The 24515-nt window shown below is 62.9% G+C and carries 14 protein-coding genes and 1 pseudogene; 9 read left to right on the top strand and 6 right to left on the bottom strand.

Translation table 11 applies throughout. The features are described 5' to 3' along the window. Window positions 1-18: 18 nt before the first annotated feature. Window positions 19-1095, bottom strand: coding sequence for a LacI family DNA-binding transcriptional regulator (locus tag BLR66_RS03090; protein WP_255402375.1), 1077 nt, complete (start codon window positions 1093-1095; stop codon window positions 19-21). Between the two features lie 189 nt (window positions 1096-1284). On the opposite strand from BLR66_RS03090, the gene BLR66_RS03085 reads away from it, so the two are divergent. From BLR66_RS03085 to BLR66_RS03070, 4 genes are all read left to right on the top strand, one after another. Continuing rightward, window positions 1285-3471, top strand: coding sequence for an alpha-glucuronidase family glycosyl hydrolase (locus tag BLR66_RS03085; protein ID WP_304442079.1), 2187 nt, complete (start codon window positions 1285-1287; stop codon window positions 3469-3471). Next, entirely contained in the window at window positions 3468-5465 is a 1998-nt protein-coding gene (locus BLR66_RS03080; RefSeq protein ID WP_093280155.1) for a sialate O-acetylesterase, read from the top strand. The genes BLR66_RS03085 and BLR66_RS03080 overlap by 4 nt, the downstream gene beginning before the upstream one ends. A gap of 163 nt (window positions 5466-5628) precedes the next feature. Next, window positions 5629-7293, top strand: coding sequence for a glycoside hydrolase family 43 protein (locus tag BLR66_RS03075; RefSeq protein WP_255402373.1), 1665 nt, complete (start codon window positions 5629-5631; stop codon window positions 7291-7293). After that, a complete protein-coding gene (locus BLR66_RS03070) occupies window positions 7290-9989 on the top strand; it encodes a glycoside hydrolase family 3 protein (RefSeq protein WP_255402275.1) in 2700 nt (899 codons plus the stop codon). The genes BLR66_RS03075 and BLR66_RS03070 overlap by 4 nt, the downstream gene beginning before the upstream one ends. A 158-nt stretch (window positions 9990-10147) precedes the next feature. On the opposite strand, the gene BLR66_RS03065 is transcribed toward BLR66_RS03070, so the two are convergent. Further along, entirely contained in the window at window positions 10148-11152 is a 1005-nt protein-coding gene (locus BLR66_RS03065; RefSeq protein ID WP_343123919.1) for an SMP-30/gluconolactonase/LRE family protein, read from the bottom strand. A 341-nt stretch (window positions 11153-11493) separates the two neighbouring features. Between BLR66_RS03065 and BLR66_RS19375 the strand changes: the two genes are divergently transcribed. The 5 genes from BLR66_RS19375 to BLR66_RS03050 all read left to right on the top strand — a co-directional run bounded on the left by BLR66_RS19375 (window position 11494) and on the right by BLR66_RS03050 (window position 17318). Beyond that, a complete protein-coding gene (locus BLR66_RS19375; protein ID WP_176943745.1) occupies window positions 11494-12978 on the top strand; it encodes an MFS transporter in 1485 nt (494 codons plus the stop codon). A gap of 33 nt (window positions 12979-13011) precedes the next feature. Next, complete coding sequence (locus BLR66_RS19370) at window positions 13012-14028, top strand: glycoside hydrolase family 43 protein (RefSeq protein ID WP_176943744.1); 1017 nt, start codon at window positions 13012-13014, stop codon at window positions 14026-14028. After that, entirely contained in the window at window positions 14018-14860 is an 843-nt protein-coding gene (locus BLR66_RS03055; RefSeq protein WP_093280153.1) for an aldose 1-epimerase, read from the top strand. Before BLR66_RS19370 ends, BLR66_RS03055 begins: the two co-directional genes overlap by 11 nt. Before the next feature lie 98 nt (window positions 14861-14958). After that, entirely contained in the window at window positions 14959-15354 is a 396-nt protein-coding gene (locus tag BLR66_RS19110; protein ID WP_176943743.1) for a hypothetical protein, read from the top strand. Further along, window positions 15342-17318 (top strand): CshA/CshB family fibrillar adhesin-related protein, encoded by a 1977-nt coding sequence (locus tag BLR66_RS03050; protein WP_176943742.1) that lies wholly within the window; start codon window positions 15342-15344, stop codon window positions 17316-17318. Before BLR66_RS19110 ends, BLR66_RS03050 begins: the two co-directional genes overlap by 13 nt. Before the next feature lie 269 nt (window positions 17319-17587). Here BLR66_RS03050 and mqo read toward each other — a convergent pair whose 3' ends face one another. The 4 genes and pseudogenes from mqo to BLR66_RS03030 all read right to left on the bottom strand — a co-directional run bounded on the left by mqo (window position 17588) and on the right by BLR66_RS03030 (window position 24491). Then, the gene (gene mqo, locus BLR66_RS03045; RefSeq protein ID WP_093280151.1) at window positions 17588-19306 is read right to left on the bottom strand and encodes a malate dehydrogenase (quinone); all 1719 of its coding nucleotides are present in this window, start codon (window positions 19304-19306) and stop codon (window positions 17588-17590) included. Between the two features lie 414 nt (window positions 19307-19720). Continuing rightward, window positions 19721-20020, bottom strand: a pseudogene (locus BLR66_RS19365) (hypothetical protein); the annotation flags it as partial. Between the two features lie 244 nt (window positions 20021-20264). Then, on the bottom strand, window positions 20265-23225 hold the full coding sequence (locus BLR66_RS03035; RefSeq protein ID WP_143014534.1) for a TonB-dependent receptor plug domain-containing protein: 2961 nt from the start codon (window positions 23223-23225) through the stop codon (window positions 20265-20267). Between the two features lie 462 nt (window positions 23226-23687). Next, window positions 23688-24491 carry an IclR family transcriptional regulator gene (locus tag BLR66_RS03030; RefSeq protein ID WP_093280148.1) on the bottom strand — a complete coding sequence of 268 codons (804 nt, stop codon included), beginning with the start codon at window positions 24489-24491 and terminating at the stop codon, window positions 23688-23690. Window positions 24492-24515: the final 24 nt, after the last annotated feature.

Here is a 24515-nt window from a genome sequence, read left to right as displayed (position 1 = left end):
GCCATGCAGGTTGCTCGCTCAGCTTTTCGCCTGGCCTCTGCGCTTGGCGATGGGCGCGACCGAATCGCGCGTGACCAGTTGATGCGGGGCCACATGATCGACCACCACGCGCGTGCCGCGGTCCTTGCGCCGGATATTGCGCAGCAGGACGTCGATGGCCGAATCGGCCATCGAGGAGATCGGCTGGTGGACGGTGGTGAGTTCCGGCCAGACCGTGGTTGCGGCCGAGGTGTCGTCGAATCCCACGACCGAGAGGTCGCGCGGCACGTCCATGCCTTTGCGATGGGCGACCGAAACCACGGCGGCGGCCATGTCGTCGTTGCTGGCGAAGATCGCGGTGGGCGGCGGACGGTGGGCAAGCAGCTTTTCGCTCGCCTCAAGACCCGACCGGTACGTGTAATAGCCTTGTTGCACCAGCGTTTGATCGTGGGCGATGCCCGCTTCCTTGAGCGCGTCCCGGAAGCCTTCGTAACGGTGGGCGCTGGCGGTCTGGTTGGGATGGCCCTTGATGTAGCCGATGCGCGTATGGCCCTGGGAAATCAGGTGTTCGGTCATCTCCTTGCTGGCGCGGAAATCATCGATGCGAACACAGGAGATTTCGTTGCTGAAACGACCCGAGGCGATCGCCACCACCGGAATGCCGGCGCCGACGAACTCTTTGATCACCGCCTTGGATTCGCACAAGGGCGGGGGCAGGATGACGCCGGCCACGCTCTTGGCCAGCGTACGTGCCGCACTACGCTGTTCTTCGGCGTTGAGGTTGTCCCAGGTATCGATGACCAACTGGGCGGCCGTGCGCGCGGCGCCGCTCAATGCGCCCACCAGAAGCTCGCGCAGATAGGCCGAGCTGGGGTTGGTGTAGATCAACGCGATGCGCGTATGTTGCGCCGCCGCCAGGGAGCTGGCCGCCAGGTTGGGCGTATAGCCCAGCTCGCGCACCGCGCGCATGACTTTTTCCCGGGTGGACTCGCGTACCTTGCCCTGGCCGTTGATCACGCGCGACACGGTCATCGGCGATACGCCGGCCAGTGCCGCCACTTCATCGATGGTGACGGCGCGTCCTTTGCGTCGAACCGATTTCTTGGGTTTTTCCAACGCTCGCACCTTTGCCATGTTGGCGGTTATGGAGGTCTCTGCATGCGTGCGGGCATTCGATGGTCCTGAAAAAAACCTTCAATTGCGAATCAAGACAGGCACGGAGCTGCCCGCATGGTAACGCTAACCGATAGGCACGGCGAGAACCGCGATCGGTCCGGGGGATGTGCGGAGCACCCGGGGGCCGCGGTGCGCCGCCGTGCGCTGTTCCTGCCTTTCCGGTCGTGCATTGCCGCGTTTCTGTGCGCGGTGGCCACCGTGCTATGCGCATCTGCCGCGCAGGCCGAAGACGGCCATGAACTGTGGTTGCGTCATGGACGACTCGCGGCCGGCCAAGCCGATGCCTACCGCGAACATGCCTCGCAACTGATCGCTGGGCAAGGCACGCCGACCCAGGTCGCGGCGCGTGCGGAGCTGCTGCGGGGCTTGAGCGGCCTGCTGGGAGCGCCGCCGTCCGTGTCGCAAACAGTGACCCTCGATGGCGCCATTGTCGTGGGCACGGTCGCCTCTTCACCGCTGGTGGCGCGCCTTGGCCTGGACCTGGCGGGCCTGGGCGGCGAGGGGTATCTGATACGCACACTCGCAATCGATGGCCATGCCGCCACGGTGATTGCGGCGCAGGAGGATATCGGCGTGTTGTACGGCGCTTTCCATTTTTTGCGCCTGGTGCAGACCGGACAGTCGCTCGAGCGGCTCGACGTGCGCGAATCGCCGCGCCTGAAGCTGCGCGTGCTCAACCACTGGGACAATCTGGATGGCCATGTGGAGCGCGGCTATGCGGGCGCTTCGATCTGGGACTGGCACAAGCTGCCCGATTACCTGGACCCGCGCTATACCGAATACGCGCGCGCCAACGCGTCGCTGGGCATCAACGGCGCCGTGCTCAACAACGTCAACGCCGACGCGCATAGCCTGACCCCGGCATATCTGGACAAGACCGCGGCGCTGGCGCGCGTGTTCCGCCCTTATGGCATCCGCGTCTTCCTCAGCGCCCGCTTCAGCGCGCCCATCGAGATCGGCGGGCTCACGACGGCCGACCCGCTGGATCCCGCAGTGCGGCGCTGGTGGCGTTCGAAGGCCGATGAGATCTACCGGATCATTCCGGATTTCGGCGGTTTCCTGGTCAAGGCCAATTCGGAAGGACAGCCGGGTCCGCAGGACTACGGCCGCTCGCATGCCGAGGGCGCCAACATGCTGGCCGATGCGCTGGCTCCGCATGGCGGTACGGTGATGTGGCGCGCCTTCGTCTACTCACACGAAGAACCGGATGATCGCGCCAAGCAGGCCTACACGGAGTTCGTGCCGCTGGACGGGAAGTTCCGCAGCAACGTGCTGGTGCAGGTCAAGAATGGCGCGGTCGACTTCCAGCCGCGCGAACCTTTTCATCCGCTGTTCGGCGCGATGCCGAAGACCCCGTTGATGATGGAGTTCCAGATCACCAAGGAATATCTGGGGTTCGCCACCCATCTGGTCTATCTGGGTCCGTTATACGAGGAAACATTGCGGTCGGACACCTACGCACGCGGCAAAGGCTCGACCGTGGCCAAGGTGATCGACGGCTCGCTGGACGGCCATACGCTGACCGGTATCGCCGGGGTGGCCAACATCGGCGCGGACCGCAACTGGAGCGGGTCGCATTTCGACCAGGCCAACTGGTACGCCTATGGCCGCATGGCATGGAATCCGGATCTGCCGGCGCGTGCGATCGCCGAAGAGTGGGTGCGTATGACGTTCTCCAACGACCGGCGATTGGTGGGGCCGGTGGTGGAGATGATGATGGGCTCGCGGCAGGCCGCAGTGGACTACATGACCCCGCTGGGCCTGCATCACCTCATGGCGCGCGGCCATCATTATGGCCCCGCTCCCTGGGTGGAAGGCGGTCCGCGCGCCGACTGGACATCCGTGTATTACCACCGCGCCGGCAAGGACGGCATCGGCTTCGATCGCTCGGCGCATGGCAGCAATGCGGTCGCGCAGTATTTCCCGCCGGTCGCGCGCGAGTTCGGCGATGTGCATCGCGTGCCCGAGGATTTGCTGCTCTGGTTCCACCACGTTCCCTGGGACTACAAGACCCGCTCGGGCCGTCCGTTGTGGGACGAACTGGCGTACCGGTATGAGCGCGGGGTGGACTACGTGGGCACGATGCAGAGTACCTGGGATGGTCTTGAGCCTTACGTGGATGCCGAGCGCTACGCGCAGGTGGCTGCGTTTCTGCGCATCCAGGAGCGGGAAGCGCAATGGTGGCGGGACGCCAGCATCGCGTATTTCCAGACGTTCTCGGAGCGGCCGCTGCCGCCCGGGATCGCGCCGTCGGCGCATTCGCTCGATTACTACAAGTCGCTGGATTTTCCGTACGCCCCGGGAGATGGCCGATGAAACCGGCTGCATCATCGGTGCAGCTGCTTCCACGCCGCGCTGGCGGTCTGCTGGCGGCAGTGGCGTTCGGCTTCGCCGCCTGCGCCGCAAAGGCGGAAGAGCCTGCCGGGGGCCCACTGCTTCATGCGATGTTCCAGGACCACGCGGTGCTGCAGCGGGACAAGCCGATCCGGGTCTGGGGCCGTGCGAAACCCGCGCAACGGGTGCACGTCGCGTTGGCTGGAAAGAAGGCGCATGCGAACGCGGACGGGCACGGTTACTGGGAAGCGCGGCTGCCGGCGTTGAAGGCGGGTGGCCCCTACACCTTGACCGCGACCGCGGGCGGCTCCTCGCAGACGGTCGGCGATGTGCTGGTCGGAGATGTGTGGTTGTGTTCCGGTCAGTCGAACATGGAATTGCAGGTCTGGCGTTCGCTGGATGCACGCGCCGAGATCGAAGGCGCGCACGGCGAAACGATTCGCTTGTTGACGGTTCCGCAGACCGGCAGTGTGGTTCCGCTGGAAACTTTTACCGCCCCGACTCGATGGGAAAAGGTCACTTCCGGCACGTTGCGCGATTTCTCTGCGGCCTGCTTCTACTTCGCACGGGAATTGCAGAAAACCGTCGAGGTACCCATGGGCTTGATCAATTCGGCCTGGGGCGGGTCGCGCATCGAAGCATGGACCAGCAGTGCGGGCCTGCGCACCAGCGGTGAGTACAACGACGATCTCGATGTACTTGCGAAATATGCGACAGATCCGCTGGAGGCGACCGGCCGCTGGGGCGAACTGTGGGGCCGATGGTGGCTCAATCGCGCCGGCACCAGGCCTGGCGACGAACCCTGGAGCCCTGCGTACTTCGCCAGCAACGAATGGCGCAGCGCACCGCGTGATCTGGGCGCCTGGGAGCGCTGGGGCGTGCCAGAACTGGCGGACTACAACGGCATGGTCTGGTATCGCACCAAGGTCCGTCTTACCGCAGAACAGGCTGAGCAGAAGGCAGTGTTGTTGCTGGGTTCGATCGACGAGATCGACATGACCTGGGTTAACGGACGCGCCGTAGGCAGTACCTACGGGCCGGGTTCGAGCCGCGAATACCCGCTTCCGGAAAACCTGCTGCATGCCGGCGACAACGTGGTTGTGGTCAATGCGCTGGATACCTATCGCGATGGAGGCATGGACGGCCCCGCCTCGGCTTATGCGCTGCAGTTGCAGGATGGAACGCGAGTCCCGCTGGATGGCGGATGGAAATACCGCATGGCGACAGGCCTGGACGCGCCGCCCAGCGCACCATGGCAGACAGCGGGCGGGCTATCGACTCTGTACAACGGCATGATCGCGCCCATCGGCCGTTACGGCCTGCGCGGCGTGTTGTGGTACCAGGGCGAATCAAACATTACGCAGGCGGGGAGCTACCAAGCGCGCCTGCAGGACCTGCGGAACGACTGGCGTGCGCGCTTCGGTGCGGATATCCCTCTGCTAATCGGGCAACTGGCCGGCTACGGCATGCCGAATACGAAACCTGCCGAAAGCGGTTGGGCCGAGTTGCGGGAAGCGCAGCGGCAAGCGGACCTGGAAGATCCCAATACCGGAATGGCCGTCGCCATCGACATCGGCGACCGTTACGACATCCATCCGCCGAACAAACAGGAGCTCGGACGCAGGCTGGCGCGTGTGGCGCGCCATTTGGTGTATGGGGAAAAGCTGCCGCCTTCCGGTCCGGTACCGCTGTCGGCCCGGCGCGACGGCGATTCGGTGGTGGTGGGTTTCGGCGACGTAAGCGGACCACTGGTCGCCTATGGATCCCATACCCCGATCGGCTTCGAACTCTGCGGCGCCAAGCCCGCTTCGTGCCGTTATGCCGATGCGGAGATCCGTGGCCACGATGTGATCCTGCGCGCGCCGGCGGCACGGCTCGCCACCCGCGTGCGCTATGGCTGGGCTGACAACCCCGTAGTCACCTTGTTCGACGGCGCGGGCTTGCCCGCGGGGCCGTTCGAAATCCATATCCCTTAATGCTCGATTTGACGGACGACACCCCGATGAACCCGCAATCCGATACCGAAGCCAACGCTCGCAGCTCTTCGTACGACCGTCGCCGCGGTCGATGTCGCGCTGTGGGATCGGTGAGCATGGCCGGACAATGGGAGCAATAGCGATGAAATGGATGAAAGCCGCAATGGGGCTGGTATGCGCGATGCTTGCGGTGCCGGTCTGCGCGCAGCAGCCGATTCTGTTCGACTGGTTCGAGTACCGCGGAAAGGACGCTGTCTTCGAGACGCCGCTGCCGGAAAGCAGCTACCGCAATCCGGTGCTGGCCGGCTTCCATCCCGATCCCAGCATCGTGCGGGCGGGCGATCGCTATTATCTGGTGAATTCCAGTTTCACCTATTTCCCCGGGATTCCCGTGTTCGAGAGCACGGACCTGGTGCGCTGGCGGCAGATCGGCAATGTCATCGACCGCCCTTCGCAATTGGACTTCGACGGGTTGGGAATGTCGCGTGGCGTGTTCGCGCCGGCCATCGAATACCACGACGGCACGTTCTACGTAGTCAATACGGCCGTGGACAGCGGCGGCAACTTCATCGCTACGGCCACCAACCCGGCCGGTCCGTGGTCCGATCTCCACTGGCTGCCGACCATCGGCGGAATCGATCCTTCGTTGTTCTTCGACGACGATGGGCGCACGTATCTGCTCAACAACGATGCACCGGTGGGAAAACCGCGCTACGACGGCCATCGCGCGATCTGGATGCAGGAATTCGCCCTCGCCAGAATGCAGCCGTTCGGTCCGCGCAAGGTGCTGATCGATGGCGGCGTGGATCCTTCGAAAAATCCGATCTGGATCGAAGGACCGCACATATTCAAGCGCGACGGCTGGTACTACCTCAACTGCGCCGAGGGCGGCACAGGCTCGCAGCATTCGCAGGTCATCCTGCGCAGCCGCCAGGTGTGGGGGCCGTACGAACCCTATGAAAAGAACCCTATCCTGACCCAGCGCGATCTCCCGGCCGACCGTGCCCATCCCATCACCAATGCCGGCCATGCCGATCTGGGGGAAGGGGCGGATGGCCGCTGGTGGGCCACGTTCCTGGCCAGTCGCAACTATGGCGGAGTGCACTACAACACCGGCCGCGAAACCTTCCTGCTGCCGGTGGAATGGAAAGACGGCTGGCCGGTGATTCTGGAGCCGGGCCGCGAGATTCCCTACGTGGCCCCGGGTCCGGGTTACATGTCGCCAACCGGGACGCAGGCGCCGTTGACCGGCAATTTCACCTGGCGCGACGAATTCGATGAACCGGCACTGGATCGCGCCTGGATGTATGTGCGCGTGCCCAAACAGCCCTGGGCCGACTTGACCGGACATGCTGGCCGACTGGCCATGCGGCCCCTGGCGGAAGGACTGGACACGCTGCGCAACCCGGCGTTTCTGGCGCGCCGCCAGCAACACACGGCGTTCGAAACCAGCACCGCATTGCAGGTGCCGGTCGAGGCCGGTACCGAGGCGGGCATTGCGGCATTCCAGAACGAAACGCACTGGTACTTCCTTGGCGTGCGCCGCAAAGGGCAGGGCATGGAACTGTTCCTGGAAAAAAGCGGCAGCGAAGGCAGGCGCACCGTCGCCGTTAAAACGCTGCCCGCTTCGGATTCGCTGAAACTCAAGATCGCAGGCGACGCCGCCGATTATTCCTTCGGCTTCGATGCAGGCAAGGGCTGGCAATGGCTGAAGCAGAACGAGGACGGCACGTTGCTCAGCACCGACGTGGCCGGCGGCTTCGTCGGCGCCGTAGTGGGACCGCACGCGCGAATAGCGCCGAACGAACAGAACGGAGTAGGCAAATGATCAGCAAAAATACATGGTTGCGCATGTCGGTACGCGGCGGCCTGCTTGCCGGGCTGGCGACAGTCGCGTGGCACACCCAGGATCTCCGTGCCGCGGAGGCGCAGAGCGCGCCAGCGGCCTATCAGGACACGGGACGCAGTTTCGAAGAACGCGCGGCTGATCTGGTGTCGCGAATGACCCTTGAGGAAAAGGCCGCCCAGATGCAGAACGCGGCACCGGCGATCGAACGCCTGGGAGTGCCGGCGTACGACTGGTGGAACGAGGCGCTGCACGGCGTGGCGCGCGCAGGCGGCGCGACGGTGTTTCCGCAGGCCATCGGCATGGCAGCGACCTTCGACGTGCCGCTGATGGACCAGGTGTCGCGGACGATCAGCGATGAAGCGCGCGCCAAGCACCATGAGGCTTTCCGGCGCGGCGAACACGGCCGCTACCAGGGCCTGACCTTCTGGTCGCCGAACATCAATATCTTCCGCGATCCGCGCTGGGGGCGCGGGCAGGAAACCTATGGCGAAGATCCGTTCCTGACCGCGCGCATGGGCGTGAGCTTCGTGCGCGGCTTGCAGGGTGACGATCCCAAGTACCGCAAGCTGGACGCAACCGCCAAACATTTTGCCGTGCATAGCGGGCCGGAGGCGGATCGGCACCACTTCGATGCGCGCCCCAGTACGCGGGATCTGTACGAGACCTACCTGCCGGCGTTCGAGGCGCTGGTGAAAGAAGGCCAAGTGGATGCGGTAATGGGCGCGTACAACAGGGTCTACGGAGAATCGGCCAGCGCCAGCCAGTTCCTGCTGCGCGATGTGCTGCGCCGCGATTGGGGATTCAAGGGTTATGTGGTGTCGGATTGCTGGGCGATCGTGGATATCTGGAAGAATCACAAGATCGTGGCCACGCGTGAGCAAGCGGCTGCGCTGGCAGTCAAGAACGGCACCGAGCTGGAGTGCGGCGAGGAATATTCCACCTTGCCCGAAGCCGTACGCAAAGGCTTCATCGCCGAAGCGGAGATCGACGCCGCGCTGACTCGGCTGTTCACGGCGCGCATGCGGCTCGGCATGTTCGACCCGCCCGAAATGGTGCGCTGGGCGCGCATCCCTGCTTCAGTCAACCAGTCGCCGGAGCACGACGCGTTATCGCGCAAGGCCGCGCAGGCTTCGATGGTGCTGCTGAAGAACGACGGCATGCTGCCGTTGTCGCGCAAGTTGCGCCGCATTGCCGTGGTCGGCCCCACCGCCGACGACACCATGGCCCTGTTGGGGAACTACTACGGCACGCCGGCGGCGCCTGTGACCGTTCTGCAAGGCATCCGCGATGCCGCGCCGCAGGTGGAAATAATTCATGCGCGCGGTGTCGATCTGGTCGAAGGGCGCGAAGATCCCGCCGCAACGCCGCTGGTCGAAGCGCAATACCTGCGCCCGGCCGCCGGCAGCAGCGAGCGTGGATTGCGCGGCGAGTATTTCCGCAGCATCGATCTGTCGGGCAAGCCGGCGCTGGTGCGCGTGGATGCGCAGATCGGATTCCGCTGGGACCGCGGTTCGCCCACCGACAACCTGATGGCGCGCGGCGAGGCAGGTCCCGGGCAGGGCGTGCCTTCCGATAATTTCAGCATTCGCTGGAGCGGCCAGTTGCTTCCGCCGGTATCGGGCAGCTACCGGATAGAGGCCGCGGCCAACGATGGTTACCGCCTGTACCTGGACGGGCGGTTGTTGCTCGACCATTGGCAGTCCAGCGACCGCCTGCGTGCCGACAGCGTCAGTGTGGAACTGGAGGCAGGCCGCGCCTACGACGTGAAGATGGAGTATTACGACGGCGAGCGCGACGCCGGAGTCCGCCTGGCCTGGAACATGCCGGGCGCCAAGCCTCCGTTCGAGGAAGCGGTGGAAGCGGCGCGCGGCTCCGATGCGGTGGTGTTCGTCGGCGGACTCACCGGCGATGTGGAAGGCGAGGAGATGACGGTCAATTACCCGGGGTTCGCCGGCGGAGATCGCACCGATATGCGCCTGCCCTCCACGCAGCAAAAGCTGCTTGAGGCGCTGCACGCCACCGGCAAGCCGGTGGTGCTGGTGCTGACCACCGGTTCGGCGCTCGCCGTCGATTGGGCCAAGCAGAACCTGCCGGCGATCCTGGTGGCTTGGTATCCCGGTCAGCGTGGCGGCAATGCGGTGGCCGACGTTCTGTTCGGCGATGCCAATCCTGCCGGGCGTCTGCCAGTGACGTTCTACAAGGCGGACGAGAAATTGCCCGCGTTCGACGATTACGCAATGAAGGGGCGAACCTATCGTTACTTCGATGGCGAGCCGTTGTATGCGTTCGGGCACGGACTTTCGTATACCCGCTTCGCCTATTCCGACCTGGAACTGGACCATCGCAGTACCGTGACCACGCAGACGGTGCGGGCGACGGTGAAGGTGCGCAACAGCGGTGATCGCGCCGGCGACGAGGTGGTCCAGCTGTACCTGCGCCCGAAGCACCCGCAACGCGAACGAGCGCGCAAGGAACTGCGTGGCTTCCAACGGGTCACGCTGCAACCAGGCGAGGAGCGCACCCTGACGTTCGCTTTCACCCCGCAGGCCGATCTCAGGTATTACGACGACCAGGCTAAGGCCTATGCGGTCGACCCGGGCGACTACGAGGTGCAGGTCGGGGCATCGAGCGCCGATATCCGCCTGACTCGACCGTTCACGGTGAAGACTCGCTGAGAGTCGGTGTTTACCACTCAACGGCGTGCTGACAGCCAGGAGTGGACTTGAGGGATTAAATACGTATGGCCCGTCATCCCAGCTTCCGCTGGGATGACGGGTCTATTTATACTTTTTGTGGGAAGGATAAAAGACAGGTTCCGGTTGTGCAGGCCTTCCTATCGATGGAACTGCAGACCGTTGGCTTTCAAGCGTATCCGCGCCACCAGGGTATGCGAACTCATGTAGAGCGTATGTCCGTCGTCGCCGAAAGCGCAGTTGGAGATCGCCGTGCCGGTTTCGATACGGCCGAGACGCTTGCCATCGGGGTCGAACACCAGCACACCACCCGGCCCGGTAGCGAACAGGCGTCCGTCCTCGGCAACGGCCATGCCGTCGGGCAGGCCCGGAACGCCTTCGCCCATCAGGTCGGAAGCATCGGCGAATACGCGTTTACTAGTGACGCTGCCTTGCGCATCCAAAGCGTAAGCCATCCAGACCGGCCGTTTCGGATCCGAATTGGAGACGTATAGCGTCCTTTCGTCCGGCGACAGCGCGATGCCATTCGGGAAACTCAGCCCGTCGTCCAACAGATGGACGCTGCCGTCGGTATCGACGCGATACACGCCATTGAACTTCAGCTCCTTGACCGGAGACTCATCCAATCCTTTCAGCCCGTAGGGAGGGTCGGTGAAGAACACCGCGCCGTCGCTGCGCCTGACGACATCGTTCGGGCTGTTGAATTTCTTCCCTTGGTAGGTCGCTGCGAGTGTGGTTTTCAGTTTCGTTTTCGGGTCCAGCCTCGCCACGACACGGGTTCCGGAGTCGGCCAGTACGACCGTTCCGGCCGGTTCCGCATACAAGCCGTTGGCGCCTGCCTCACGCAGCGTGCCCGGGTCCGGTCCGGCAAGGCCGGACGGCTTCAGGAAAACGAAGATGCCGTCGCGCTCGCTCCAGCGGTACAGCGTGTTTTCCGGCACGTCGGTAAAAAGCAGATAGTTGCCTTTGCGCACCCAGGCCGGGCCCTCGGCCCAGGTGAAACCCTCGGCGATCTTCTCGATCCTGGCATCGGGCGCGACCACGTCGTGGAACGACTCGTCGAATACGGTCAAGCGCCCGAGGGTGGAGAAGGATTGTCGGGAAGCGCCGGCCGCCGCACAGGCCGCCAACAGGACAGTGAGCATGGTTGCAAGAGCGAAGCGGAATGAAGGCATGCTGGTTTCCCTGATGTTGTTATGTACGCCCAAGTGCGAAGCAGGAAATCATCGCCTTCGGACGCATACGAGAAAGACAGTGCAGGTTAATGGCCTTGTTGCAATGCGATATAGCGCTGCCGCAATCCATGTTGCTTTGCAGCGTGCGGGCGGTAAATGGTAGCGCTACCATTCGGTATCTTACAGGTATCATGCGGCCCGAACCAAAACAATCGGAAGTCGCTTGCTGCAGCGAACCGAATCATCGTCTCCTACATGCGGCCGAAAGGCCGGTCGGCTTAACCAACGCAGCAGCAGAGCAACCGGTGACCATGGACAAGCCCGCGGAAACTCTTTCGGTCAAGGAGAAGATCGGATACAGCCTGGGCGATCTGGCCGCCAATCTCATCTTCCAGACGCTGATCACCTACCTGGCGTTCTTCTACACGGATGTCTACCGGATACCGGCGGCCACGGCGGCCAAGGTCATCTTCGTAGTGGGGTTGTTGGGCGCCTTCGTGTTCACGCCGCTGATCGGCCTGATCGCCGACCGCACCACGACCCGGTGGGGAAAATTCAGGCCCTGGATCCTGTGGACGTCGATTCCGTTCGGCGTGCTGTCCCTGCTGGCCTTCAGTACCCCCGATCTGGGCGAGCACGGCAAGGTCGTCTATGCGCTGGTCACCTACACCTTGCTGATACTGGTCTATGCCGCCAACAACCTGCCTTACTCCGCGCTCAGTGGGGTGCTGACCGGCAACATGGATCAGAGGAACAGTCTTTCGTCGTACCGTTTCGTAGCGGTCATGGTGGCGCAGTTCATCATCCAGGCGCTGTTGCTGCCGCTGGTGCTGATCCTGGGCAATGGCGACAAGGTGGAAGGCTTCAAGAACACCATGACGGTGTTCGCCATCGTCGGCACGGTATGTTTCCTCGTCACCTTCTTCACCACGCGCGAGCGCATCGTGCCGGTGCCCGAACAGAAATCCGGCGTGATGCAGGATCTGCGCGATCTGACCCGCAACGGGCCCTGGCTGGTGATGCTGGCGCTGACCATCCTGGTGTTCATCAACCTGGCCTTGAAAGGCGGGACCTATATCTACTATTTCCAGTATTACCTGAGCGAGCCGGCGCTGGCGGCGTTCCTGCAGGACATCGGTTTCAACGGCTTAATCGAAGGGTTGAACGCGCTGCTGACCGGTGCGGGACTGGCCGCATTCGCCTGGCCCAAGGACGCGCCGACTTCCGCCTTCAGTCTGTTCAATGCCGGCGGCATCATCTTCATGATCGTGGGCATCGGGTTTTCGCGGCGGCTGGCCGACCGTTTCGGCAAGCGCGACGTTTTCGGCGCGGCGCTGCTGGTTTCCACGCTGTTCCTGCTGGCGTTCTACTTTTATTCGCCCGAGTCCATCTGGCTGGTGTTCGTCAGCTATATCCTGCACGGCTTCTCTTACGGCATCACCATTCCCTTGCTATGGGCCATGATCGCCGACGTGGCAGATTATTCGGAGTGGAGGAACAACCGCCGCGCCACCGCCATCATCTTTTCGGCCATGCTTTGCGGGTTGAAGATAGGGTTGAGCATCGGCGGCGCGCTGGTGGCCGGCATTCTGGCGTTCTATGGCTATGATGCCGATGCCGGCGTGCAGCCGCCGCAAACGGTCAATGGCATTCGCCTGGCGATCAGCGTGTTCTGCTCCATTCCGTTCCTGGTGGCCGTGGCCATGCTGTTTCTTTACAAGATCGACAAGCGCATGGAGTCGCGTATCGAAAGCGAGCTGGGTGCGCGCAGATTGCAGAGCGCGGCCGTCTCCTGAACACTTCAGCATCCCTATGGAACCTGTCCTGCCATGTCCGATGAATCGGCCTTCGTCGATCTGCAAGCGCTAGCCGCCAAGGCCATTTCGCAGCCATTGGTGAGCCATATCTACACGGCCGATCCGTCGGCGCACGTGTTCGACGGCTGTCTCTATATCTATCCGTCCCACGACATCGATGCGGGCATCCCGTTCAATGACGATGGCGACCATTTCGGCATGCAGGACTATCACGTACTGCGCATGGAGTCGCCCGACGGCGAGGCGATCGATTGCGGCGTCGCTTTGCACATCAAGGATGTGCCCTGGGCCGAGCGGCAGATGTGGGCGCCGGATGTGGCGTACCGTGACGGCAACTACTATCTCTATTTTCCTGCGAAGCGCGCAGACGGCATTTTCCAGATCGGCGTGGCGGTAAGCGATAATCCGGCGGGACCTTTCGTGGCCGAGCGGCAGGCGATCGAAGGCAGCTATTCGATAGACCCTGCCGCCTTCACCGACGACGATGGAACCTGCTATCTGTACTTCGGCGGACTCTGGGGCGGGCAGTTGCAGAAGTACCGCGATAACGCCTACGACACCTCGCACGAAGAGCCGATGGCGGATCGGCCGGCTTTGGGACCTCGCGTCGCGCGGCTGGAGGAGGGCATGAAGCGGTTCGCCGAAGCGCCGCGCGAAGTGCTGATAGTGGACGAAGCGGGGCAGCCGTTACGCGCCGACGATCATGCGCGCCGATACTTCGAGGGCCCCTGGATGCACAAGCATCTGGGCAAGTACTATCTTTCGTATTCGACAGGCAATACGCACCTGTTGTGCTATGCGCTGAGCGACAGCCCGTATGGACCTTTCGTCTATCAGGGCGTAATCCTGCAACCGGTGGTGGGCTGGACGACCCATCATTCGATCTGCCAGTTCCAGGATCGCTGGTATTTGTTCTATCACGACTCCTTGCTTTCCGGCGGCGTGACTCACCTGCGTTCGGTCAAGGTGACAGAACTCCATTACGACGGGCAGGGCAGGATCCGGACCATCGACCCCTATGGCGGTTGATCCTCGCCGCCTGCCAGCGCTGGACGCAATGGCGCCCATGCAGCCGGGGCCGCTGATCGCGATCGGCAACGCAGGGCTACGCGTGACTATCGCACCGCAGGCCGGTGGGCGCATCGCGCAGATCCATTGCGACGGCATCGATCATCTCGTTGGCTACGATGACGCCAATCAGGCGATGATCGCCTGGGGAAGTTATCCGATGGTGCCGTGGGCAGGCCGCATTCGCCAGGGTCGATTCGACTTCCAGGGCCGGGAATACCAGCTGCCGCTGAACCTGGACGCGCACGCCATTCATGGCGTTGGTTTCACGATGGCCTGGCAGGTGGAAGCGCATGAGCCCCGTGCCGCGGAGCTTTCGCTGGCACTGCCCGAAGACGAGCGCTGGCCGTTCGGCGGAACCGCGCACCAGCGGATCGAGGTGGGCGAGGGCCGGTTGAAGATGGAGTTGTCGGTGCGCGCCGGTGCGGCTCCGATGCCGGCCGTCATCGGCTGGCATCCTTGGTTCCGCAAGCCGGAGCAACTGCTGTTCTCGCCCAGCAGCATGTATCCCCGCGACCAGCAGGGAATCGCGATACTGCCATTGGTGGAGCCGCTGCCGGGTCCGTGGGACGACTGCTTCATCAACCAGGCGCCGGTCGTGCTGCAACGCGCGGGCCAGCGCCTGCGGTTGAGTTCGGACTGCACGCATTGGGTGGTCTACGACCAGACCGCCCACGCCACCTGCATAGAGCCGCAAAGCGGCCCGCCCGATGCGTTCAATTTGGAACCGGCGATGGTTCTGCCGGGGGAAACGCTCCGGAAGAGATTTTTGATTGAATGGCTGAAGCCCTGATAGGGCAGGGGTGAACATCGGCGATAACAAGGTACACCTGGAGCGGTGGCCGCCTGCGCAAGACTGTCGGTCGCGGATGTGAGTTTTGGTGAAATTCAGTGAGTAATGAAATTTCAGCAGCCATAGTGCGAATGCCGGCAACTGCAGAAGCCAAATCTGCGGCATTGATCGTGCTCACGCTGCTCTTGCAGGTGAGCGGGCAGGGGGGATCATTCCGTTACGGTTTCGGCGGTGACAGCCATGCGCTGGCGAAAATTTCAGTGTCGCTGGTTACAATTTTAAAAGTTTTCGGCGACCATATGGCCGATTTCGATTCCGGCCACATGGATTGGTTCCTCAAGCTGGCCGGCAAATACCGATTTGAATCGACATCCGGCGGGAGCGCCGGATTTTGCTTAAGGGGATGGATGAAATGCGGTCAGAGGCAACAATCTGGATATCGAAGCGCGCGAGCCGCGCGGTTTTTTGCGCGCTGCTGCTGTTGGCCGCGATAGCGCCGGCACAGGCGCAGTTCGCCACGGGCGGCAGCGGCGTGCATCGCGGGCGCATCTTTTGGGTGGACTGGGGCAACAACGGGGAAAACGTCTTCGCGGGAAGAACGATCACCCGTGGCTTCAATATCGGCACACCGGCATCGAGCGCCAACCGTCTCGATATCACCTGCACCCTGAGCAACGCCACGCGCACGGGTGGCACGACCAACGGCTTGACCGTCTACACGCCAGGCAGCTGGCAGGGCGACGGCCTCGACGACCTGTACAACATCGGCGGCAACCAGCCGGGGCAGGGCGCCAACCCCAATACGTTGAGCGTGGGTCTGGCGACGCCAGGCGGCACGACGATCGAGTTCGACTTCGCGTGCAGCGCCACGCTGGGCGGCGTGCCTTTCGGACTCAGCGGCCTGGTGTTCGCGGACGCCGAAGCCAGCGGCGGCAGTGAGTACGTCGCAGCGCGCCTGACCAGTGGCGGCACGCTGCGAGTGATCGACGAGATCGCCCAATGCCGCGGTGGCAATACCAACATCCGTTCCACGGTCACCGTGACCGGAAGCCCGCAGGAAGTCCGCTTCGCCGGTCCTACTTCGCCTGGAGTCAGCTGCGAAGGCAACGCCACGCCTTCGCTGCGCGCGGGCCCGGCACTGGTCGGGTTCATCGACGGCGCCTTGTCGGCCAGGGTCATCGCCCGGGGCGGCGGCGTTTCCGCGGTAGCCGTGGGTGCGGTGATCGATCTTGAGTTCTCCGAAGCCATTCCTGCCTCGTACGGTAGCGCTGCTGCGCACGTGCTCAACACCAACTGGAGCGGGGGCGTCGCGGTCACCGGCGGCGATTACAACGATCGGGCCAATCTGGCAGTAGTGGTGCCCGGTGCGCGCCTGGGCGCGACGATAGAGCCGGACCCCGACGCCGCCGGCGCGATCGGCGGCTCCGACGTCGATGCCTTGCCCAAGACAACGGGTCCGTTGGGAGGCGGGTATGCCGCCGTGCCGCCACCGAGCAGTCCGCCTGGCACCAGCTATACGATCTCGAATATCGCCTGTACCGGGCCGGCGTTCGTGGCGGGTTGGATCGACTTCGACGGCAATGGCAGCTTCGATGCCGACGATCGCTCGGCGACCGCAAGTTGCGCGAGCGGCAGCGGTACTGTTTCGCTCACTTGGACTATCCCGGCCGACTATGCGTTGCAGGCGACCAGCTACATGCGTTTGCGCCTGTCGCCGGATGAAGCGGGCGTGGCCAATCCTGCTGGCGTAGCGGTCAACGGCGAAGCCGAAGATTATCGGTTGGCGCTGCCGCAGTTGGTGCCGACCTTGACCATCGCCAAAATCTCCACGGGCGGCGTGGGCACGTTTTCCTTCAGTGGCGACAACGGCTTCGCCACGCAGAATCTGACCACCACGGCGCCGAACACCGCGGTTAGCGGTACGACGCAGTCGCTGGCGGCCGCAGGCACGCCCACGACCCTTACCGAAGGCGCGGCTGCCGACTTCACTTTGAGCGGCATCGTGTGCACGGGCTTGGGCTCAGGCGGTACCGCAACGCCAAACCTGACCGCACGCACGGTTGTGCTCGACGCCGCGGCTATGGCGGCCGACGCCAACATCACTTGCACGTTCACCAACAGCGCCCACGCGAACCTGCAGATCACCAAGACCAACACGCCGGCGAGTGGTCCTACGGATGGGAGCAACGACACGGTGGCGGTTGGTTCGACCGTGGAGTACAGCATCGTGGTCACCAATGCCGGACCCGGCGTCGCCGACGGTGCAGTCGTTCGCGATCCGGCGACGACTGGCTTGACCTGCACCAACGCGGTCTGCGGTTCGGAGACGAACGGTGCGGCGTGCCCGAGTCCAACCGACCTGGTCAGCGCGCTGCAGTCGACCAGCGGCGCCACCATTCCGACCTTGCCGGCAAATGGCAGCGTGACCTTCACGTTGACCTGCCAGGTAGCGCCCTAAAGATCGAAAGGGTGGGCTTTGGATGGGCCGAGCGGTTTGTGCGCCGGCCCAGCCAAAGACTTGTAAGACCCAGTTAGTAACACATCGCATTTTACATAATATGCATTATGCGAAATTTAGCGGTGGTGCTGTCTCCTGGGCTTGGGCTTGCCTGCAGACGTGGTAGCTCTGCCTTTCTGGAGTTGTATCGATTCTGGAGTTGTATCGATGGAATGCTCACCTACTCCGTCTCTCAAGATGGGCAACGCGCCGGTGCCTTGGGGGCTTACCTACAGCTCCTGCATCTCGCTGTTGGTGTTGTCGCGCTTGTCGGTCGGGATCACTTCCGGTTGCGGCTGGACTGCCGGCTCGGCAGCCGGCGAAGGTTGCAGGTTAGCGCCGGGTTGCTCGGGCACTTCCACATACGGCAGGTGCAATGCCTCGCTGGTCATGTGGCGGATCTGGTTGGTCAACGCCGCGCTCTTGTTCAGTTCCTCGCCATAGCTAGGCACGATCGCCTTCAGGCGCGTCTTCCAGCCCGCTTCCATCTCTTTCGGGAAAGCCTTGGCTAACACGCTGAGCATGATCGACGGCGAGGTCGATGCACCCGGCGAGGCGCCCAACAAGGCCGCAATGCTGCCGTCCTTGTCGGCCACGATCTCGGTGCCGAACTGTAAGCTGGTCTTGCCGGTTTCTGGGTCGCGCTTGATGACCTGCACACGCTGGCCGGCGGTGATCAGCTTCCAGTCCTCACGCTTGGCCTGCGGGTAATACTTGACCAATTCGGCTTGGCGGTCGGCATCGGTCAGCTCAGCCTGCTGCAGCAGGTATTTGACCAGGTCCAGGTTCTCCTCACCGACCTTCATCATGCCGGCCACGTTGTCGTGGTTGACGGACGAATACAGGTCGAACCAGGAACCTTCCTTCAGAAACTTGGTGCTGTACAGAGCGAACGGCCCGAACAGCACGACGGGTTTGCCTTCCAGCTTGCGCGCGTCGATATGCGGCACCGACATCGGCGGCGAGCCGGTCTCGGCCATGCCATAGACTTTGACCTTGTGGCGCTCGACGATGGCCGGCTTCTGGAATGCCAGGAATTGGCCGCCTACCGGGAAGCCGGCGTAGTTCTTCGATTCGGGGATACCTGATATCTGCAGTAGCTTCAGCGATGCGCCGCCGGCGCCAATGAATACGAAGCGTGTTTTGACTGTTCGCTCCTTGCCGCTTTTGAGGTCTTCGACTGTGACATTCCAGGTCTTGTCTTCGTTCCGGTGCAAAGTGGTGACTTCGTGCTGCAGCCGGAGGTGGAAGTTCGGGTTGCGTTGCAGGGAGGCCGTCAACTGGTTGGTGATCACGCCGAAATTCACGTCCGTGCCCAGCGGCATGTAGGTGGCGGCCACTTTCTGCGACGGATCACGGCCTTCCATGACCAGCGGCGCCCACTTGCGGATCTGTTCCGGGTCGGTGCTGTACTCCATGCCGTAGAACAGAGGATTTTTGACTAGCGCTTGCTGGCGCTTGCGCAGGAACTCGATGTTCTTGTCGCCCCATACGAAGCTAAGGTGTGGCGTGGAATTGATGAAATCCGAGGGTTGGCGCAGCCGCCCTTGTTTGACCTCGTGTGCCCAGAACTGGCGCGAGACCTCGAACTGCTCGGCGATGCCGACCGCGCGCTTGGTCTCCACCGTGCCGTCGGGCAGCTCGGGCGTGTAGTTCAACTCGGCGAAAGCAGAGTGGCCGGTGCCGGCGTTGTTCCAGCCGTTGGAACTCTCCAGGCCCACGCCATCCAAGCGCTCAAACAGCTCTACATTCCAACCCGGCTGAAGTTCCTGCAGATAGGTAGCCAGAGTGACGCTCATGATGCCGCCGCCTATCAACACCGCATCGACAGGCTTATCGTTGTCGGCCTCGGGCGCTGAGCCCTCATAGAGTGGCCAGTACAGGAACAGTGCGCCCGATACGGCTAGTGTCAGCACAAGGCCAACCATGATTTTAAGCAGCTTCTTCATAGGGATAGATGCCTTGCCATCGAAGGGGGAGAAATCATCCGGTGACGCGCCCTGACTCTATCGGACGACGGACTTTGCAGGCGCTAAGGCCAGCGGCGCCGTCGACCAACGAGCCGCCCGGATGATAACCCGACTATTCCTGCGCATCGCGTGACCACTTCGTCTACCCGAACTTCTACAGACTCAACACAGCCCCACGACGGGTCGGGTAGTCGGTATAACCTTGCTCTTCGCCTTGGTGGAACGTCGACAGTGATGCGGGTGCTTCGGTGAGCAGGCGCGCGAACGGGACGACGGAGAAGCGCTCGCTCGAAATGCCAGGCAAAGAAGGTCCATCAAGGAGCCCGCAGTGACGGTGCCCCAAACCACGACGACGGCGCAGATAGAACCGACGATGAAGGGTGTAGCCCTACCCTACCCCTCAACACACCGCTGCCAGCCCGCACCGTTAGCCACTTGCTCCCATCCATTAGCAAGACGGCGCATGGCAGTGCCGCCGATGCAAGCGTATCCGAGGTCTTTCGCAGCCGGGGTTCCCATTGCCGGCAACTTGACGACAGTCCGCGACGGCGTGGGCCGGCCCTGACGGCGGGCTTCGTTCTGTAGCAGCGTGGTTTCCATACCCTCGCAAAATCCGATCATGCCGGGGTGCGGGCGCGTTCGATACTTCTCGCAATTGAGCGGCGTGGTGTCCTTGGCCGCTGAATTGTAAGGCGCGGCTTTGACTCGCACTGGTGGCGGTGACGTCTTGGGCTTGGACACCGAAATCTGAGCCGACGTAGCAAACGCGCAGGAAACCAGAGCGAGTGTGAAAAATTCACGGATCATGATGTGCCCCCTGCGTGGAGAATACACCAGCACCACTGTCGCTTGATTACGACGGATGCGCATCCAAAAAAACAGAAAAGAGCCCGGCTCACACCGGGCTCTTTTTTTGAAACTCCTTCCGACAACCGTATCAGTCGAACCTGTACACGACCTCCGCCGCCACTTCGCGCCCTACCGGATTGGCCACGCAGTAGGCGAAGCCGCCGCACCACTTGTCCTGGAAGTGGTCGTCCAGGATGTTGTTGACGTAGAAGTTCAGGCGCAGGGCCTCATTGAACTGATAGCCGACGCTGGCGTTCCAATAGATCTTGTCCTGGTTGTAGAAGTCCACGAATTCGCTCTGCTGCCCGTACGTGATGCTGCGCTCGCCCGTGGTCTGATCCACGCGCAGATCCGTGCAATCGGTGGCCACGTCCGGGCGGAAACCGTTGGGCAGTGCGGCACAGCCGCCGTTCCGGTCGCTGCGGGTACCCGCGGTCCAATCCACGTACAGCACCGCAGTCCAGGGATCCATCGTCCAGGTGGCACTGGCGCGGCCGCGGTAGCGGATCTGGCGTTCCTGGTCGCGGACATTTTCGAACAGGTCGCCTTCGAACTGGGCGAACTTGTAGGTCAGCTGCTGGGTGTAGTTCAGTGCGAAATCGAAAGTTCCCCAGTTCGCGGTCTGCCACTGATAGCGCGAAGCCACGTCGATGCCGCTCACGCTCTGCTTGGCACGGTTGATCGGGCCAATTTCGACGCGGGTGACCACGCCGTTGGCATCTCGAGTGACGCGGCTGAGCTGCAGGTCGCATAGCGCCTGGCTGGGCGGAGTGCGGCGCGGCTTGTCGGCGGGCGACTGCCCGGTCAGGCAGTAGGCCTCGTCCAACAGCACCTGGTCGGCGCTGACGTCGTCGATCGCATTCTCGATATTGACCCGCCAGTAGTCGGCGCTGAGCGAGAAGCCCTCGAACGCATCCCAGACGAAGCCGTAGGTGAACGAATCGCCGGTTTCGTACAGCAGGTCTTCGGTGCCCTGCCGGGCGATCAGCGGATTGTCGATGTGGTACGGATCGCCATCGCCACCGGGGCAATTACTGGTCTGCCGGTTGGGATCCCGCAGGCAGGTCAGATAGTCGACCTGGTCGGCCACGCTTTCGCTGGGATCGGCATAGACGAAGTGCATGTCCGGCGCGCGGAAGCTGGTGGCGTAGCTGCTGCGCAGCAGCAAGTTGGCAAACGGACGCCACTCCAGGCCCAGGTTGTAAGTAGTGGCCGCATCGTCGGCGACCGCGTCATAGCGGTCGTAACGGCCGGCGGTGGATAGCGTCAGGCTCTTGAGCAGTGGAATCTTGAATTCCACGCCCGCCGCGTAGCGGTTGCGCTCGCCGCCGCCGGTTTCGATGTTGCCGAACGGCGTGAAATACACCGGGTTGGTGCCCATGGTATTCGGGTCGGGATACAGCTTGTAGCCTTGCTTGGCGGCTTCCAGAACACCGGCGAAACCGATAGGGCCGGCCCAGCCTTCGAACAAATCGCCGCTGAGCACGAAGCTGCCCTGGGTGAGCCAGGTACGCGCTTTCTTGTCGCCCACCGCGCGGACACTGTCGTAGTCGCTGCGGGACACCGGGTTCCACAGCCGGTTGTAGTCGGGCGCATGGATTTCCAGGCCGCTGGCCGCATCGATGCCCAGCGATGGGCCCAGGAAGAATTCCGCAGCCCGCGCTTCATGGATGGTCGGGAAGCGCTCCCGCACTTCGTACTCGGCACGGCCGACCATGACATCCCAGTCGAAGCGGTCGTTGAAGACCCTGCCGCGCAGGCCGGCGTTGAAATCCCAGTTCGTTTCCTCCGACAGGGTCAGCGCGCGGTCGACGCCGCCGATCTCGCTCGGTACGAAGTAGCGCAGCAGGCTGCGCTCCTGGCCGCTGTCGCGGTCGATATAGTTGGAACTGGCCCAGGCCGGCATGAAGGTGTTGCTTTCGCCGGTGGATTTCCAGTAGCCGGCGGTCGCCCAGGCTTCGACGTTGCCGAACTGCTTGGTGCCGTACAGATAGGCGGAGAGATCCTCGCTGCCGTTGCGCAGGGTCCAGTGCTCGAACACGGCACGCTGGGCGCATTGCCAGCCGGTGTCGGTCTGCGCGCCGGTGAAATCGTTGTACAGAATGCGGTTATGCAGGAAGAAGTCGCCGTCGAACTGCTCGCAGGCGCCATCCGGCGGCATCAGCCGTTGACCGTTGGTCGCGTCGAACAGACGGATGCCGACGCTGGGGGTATTGGTCGCGACGCCCTGCTGCACGCCGCCGTAGTTCCAGGTGCGGCGCGGCCCGTCGAATTCCGAATCCATCCACGGCCGGTCGTGCGCCCACAACGGTTCGCGGTTGAAGTACTGCAAGGTGTAGGCAACGCTCCAATCTTCACCATGCCGGCCGCCGGACCAGGAGACGTCGCTCACCGTGCGACCACCCTCGGTGGTCGTGCCGTAGCGCGCACGCAAGGTGTCGCCGTCGATGTCTTTCTTCAGGATGACGTTGACCACGCCGGCCACCGCGTCGGATCCGTAAATCGCCGAAGCACCGCTGGAAAGCACTTCGATGCGATCGACGATGCCGGTGGGAATGTTGTTGTAGTTGGCGAAGTTGCTCTTGCCGGTATACGGCATGGGGTAATCGGCCACGCGGTGGCCGTTGATCAGCAGCAGGCTGCGGCCGGGGCCGAGGTTGCGCAGGTTGAGCGGACTGGCGTTGACCGAGCTCTGTCCCCAGTCGTAATCGTTCTGCACGTTGCCGGTGACTTCGGTCAGCGAGCTGAGCGCTTCGTAGACGGTGGTGAAGCCCTCCTTCCTGATTTGATCGCCGGTGATGACCGTCACCGGCGCCGGGCCCTCGACCTCCGCGCGCTTGATGCGCGAGCCGGTGACGGTGACCTCGTCGAGGGTCTTGGCGCTTTTGTCGGACTCGGTGGGAGTAGGTTCGGTTTGCGCGGAGTCGGCCGCCTGTTCTGCCGGTGGCTGCTGCGCATCCTGCTCCTGGGCCAGCGCCGCGAACGACGGCAACAGCGCCAATGCGAGCGCGCTCGCCAAGGCGTTGCGGTGAAAAGTTGAATACTGCATGGAGCCCCCTCCGTTGAATTGGCTAATGATTCGACCGCGATGGACGGACTCCCATGTCGGAACCATCGCGTTCGCCTGGCTTGGCGAGGATGTCAGCTGTGTGACAGTGATTCCTCAGTGCGACCATACGCGACAAAACCAGTTCGAATATGCGGTTTGTGTCACTTTTTTAGAACGATCCAAAGAAAAATATTAGCGGCGATAATTTCAATTTCGCGAGGCCCTCGGAATTGTTTTATTTGGTCACGCGCCCTACACGAGTAGAACGGGCAATCTGTGCCGTTGCGTCGCAATCGATGCCGGCTTCCTGTGCAGACTCGGGCGTTAGTCATTGCGAACAGAAGATGTGGTCTGTCGCCGAACGGCACTTCCCTCCCCTCGCGAATCCGGGGATGAAGAATGCGAAGTCGCTAGCAGGAAGCGCGCTTGCTTGAACCCTTTCCAGACCGCGATGCGCGCTATCTAGATCTCGCTATCGTCGTCATGAACCGCAACCTGATTACGCGGCGGCCGATACATGAGCGCTTGGGATATCTCGTCGGCCGCTTCACGCAGCGACTCCAGGGCTTCCTGCGCATTGATCTGCTGCGGGCGGCGCTCGATGAAAGGCACCGTGAGCGTGTAAGTGGCGTGTTCTTGTTGCAGGATCGGCGCGGTAAGGTCGATGACACCCACGACGGCCTCGCTGGGGTGCATCGCATAGCCCTGTTTGCGAACCTTGCGCGCGTCTTCCAGGAATTCGGCGCGCTCGTAAGGCACTTCACTCTCGTCTACCAGCTTCAGCCAGCGCGCTTGCTCATCTTCTTGCTGGAACGCGAACAGCACCAGGCCCGAGGTGGAGTGTGTCAGCGGCCGCCGGTGGCCGACACGGACCACCAGACCGAGGTCGCTGGGCGCATCGATCTGGGCGATGACTACGATCTGATCGTCGGAGGGCGCGACCAGATGGCAAGGCTGACGGATACGGTCGGCCAGACGCCGCATCACCGGCAACGCTACTTCGGTGACGTTCTGCACCTGTGGCTGCTGCATGCCGAGCATGAACAGGCGGTTGGTGAGTACATAGCTTCCATCGCCGGCGGCCTTGGCCAGGTAGCCGCGCTCTTCCAGTACCTGCAGCATGCGGAAGATTTCGCTGCGCGAACGCCCTACCCCTTCGGAGATTTCCCCCATGGATCTGGGGCCGGCGTCCTGAGCCAGCAGCTCCAGAATATCCAGGCCCTTGTCGAGGGCGGGCGCTCGGTATTTGGGAAGTTTGGCAGTCATCTGAATAGGATAAGGGAACGGGGA

The sequence above is a fragment of the Pseudoxanthomonas sp. CF125 genome (assembly GCF_900104085.1).
Taxonomy (GTDB): Bacteria; Pseudomonadota; Gammaproteobacteria; order Xanthomonadales; family Xanthomonadaceae; genus Pseudoxanthomonas_A.
This window is presented reverse-complemented; position numbering and strand designations above follow the sequence as displayed.

Coding starts and splice junctions, on each gene's coding strand:
- BLR66_RS19375 (WP_176943745.1), top strand. CDS start 11,494: ATGGACAAGCCCGCGGAAACTCTTTCGGTCAAGGAGAAGATCGGATAC.
- mqo (WP_093280151.1), bottom strand. CDS start 19,306: ATGAAGAAGCTGCTTAAAATCATGGTTGGCCTTGTGCTGACACTAGCC.
- BLR66_RS03080 (WP_093280155.1), top strand. CDS start 3,468: ATGAAACCGGCTGCATCATCGGTGCAGCTGCTTCCACGCCGCGCTGGC.
- BLR66_RS03075 (WP_255402373.1), top strand. CDS start 5,629: ATGGGGCTGGTATGCGCGATGCTTGCGGTGCCGGTCTGCGCGCAGCAG.
- BLR66_RS03070 (WP_255402275.1), top strand. CDS start 7,290: ATGATCAGCAAAAATACATGGTTGCGCATGTCGGTACGCGGCGGCCTG.
- BLR66_RS19370 (WP_176943744.1), top strand. CDS start 13,012: ATGTCCGATGAATCGGCCTTCGTCGATCTGCAAGCGCTAGCCGCCAAG.
- BLR66_RS03065 (WP_343123919.1), bottom strand. CDS start 11,152: ATGCTCACTGTCCTGTTGGCGGCCTGTGCGGCGGCCGGCGCTTCCCGA.
- BLR66_RS03030 (WP_093280148.1), bottom strand. CDS start 24,491: ATGACTGCCAAACTTCCCAAATACCGAGCGCCCGCCCTCGACAAGGGC.
- BLR66_RS03035 (WP_143014534.1), bottom strand. CDS start 23,225: ATGCAGTATTCAACTTTTCACCGCAACGCCTTGGCGAGCGCGCTCGCA.
- BLR66_RS03055 (WP_093280153.1), top strand. CDS start 14,018: ATGGCGGTTGATCCTCGCCGCCTGCCAGCGCTGGACGCAATGGCGCCC.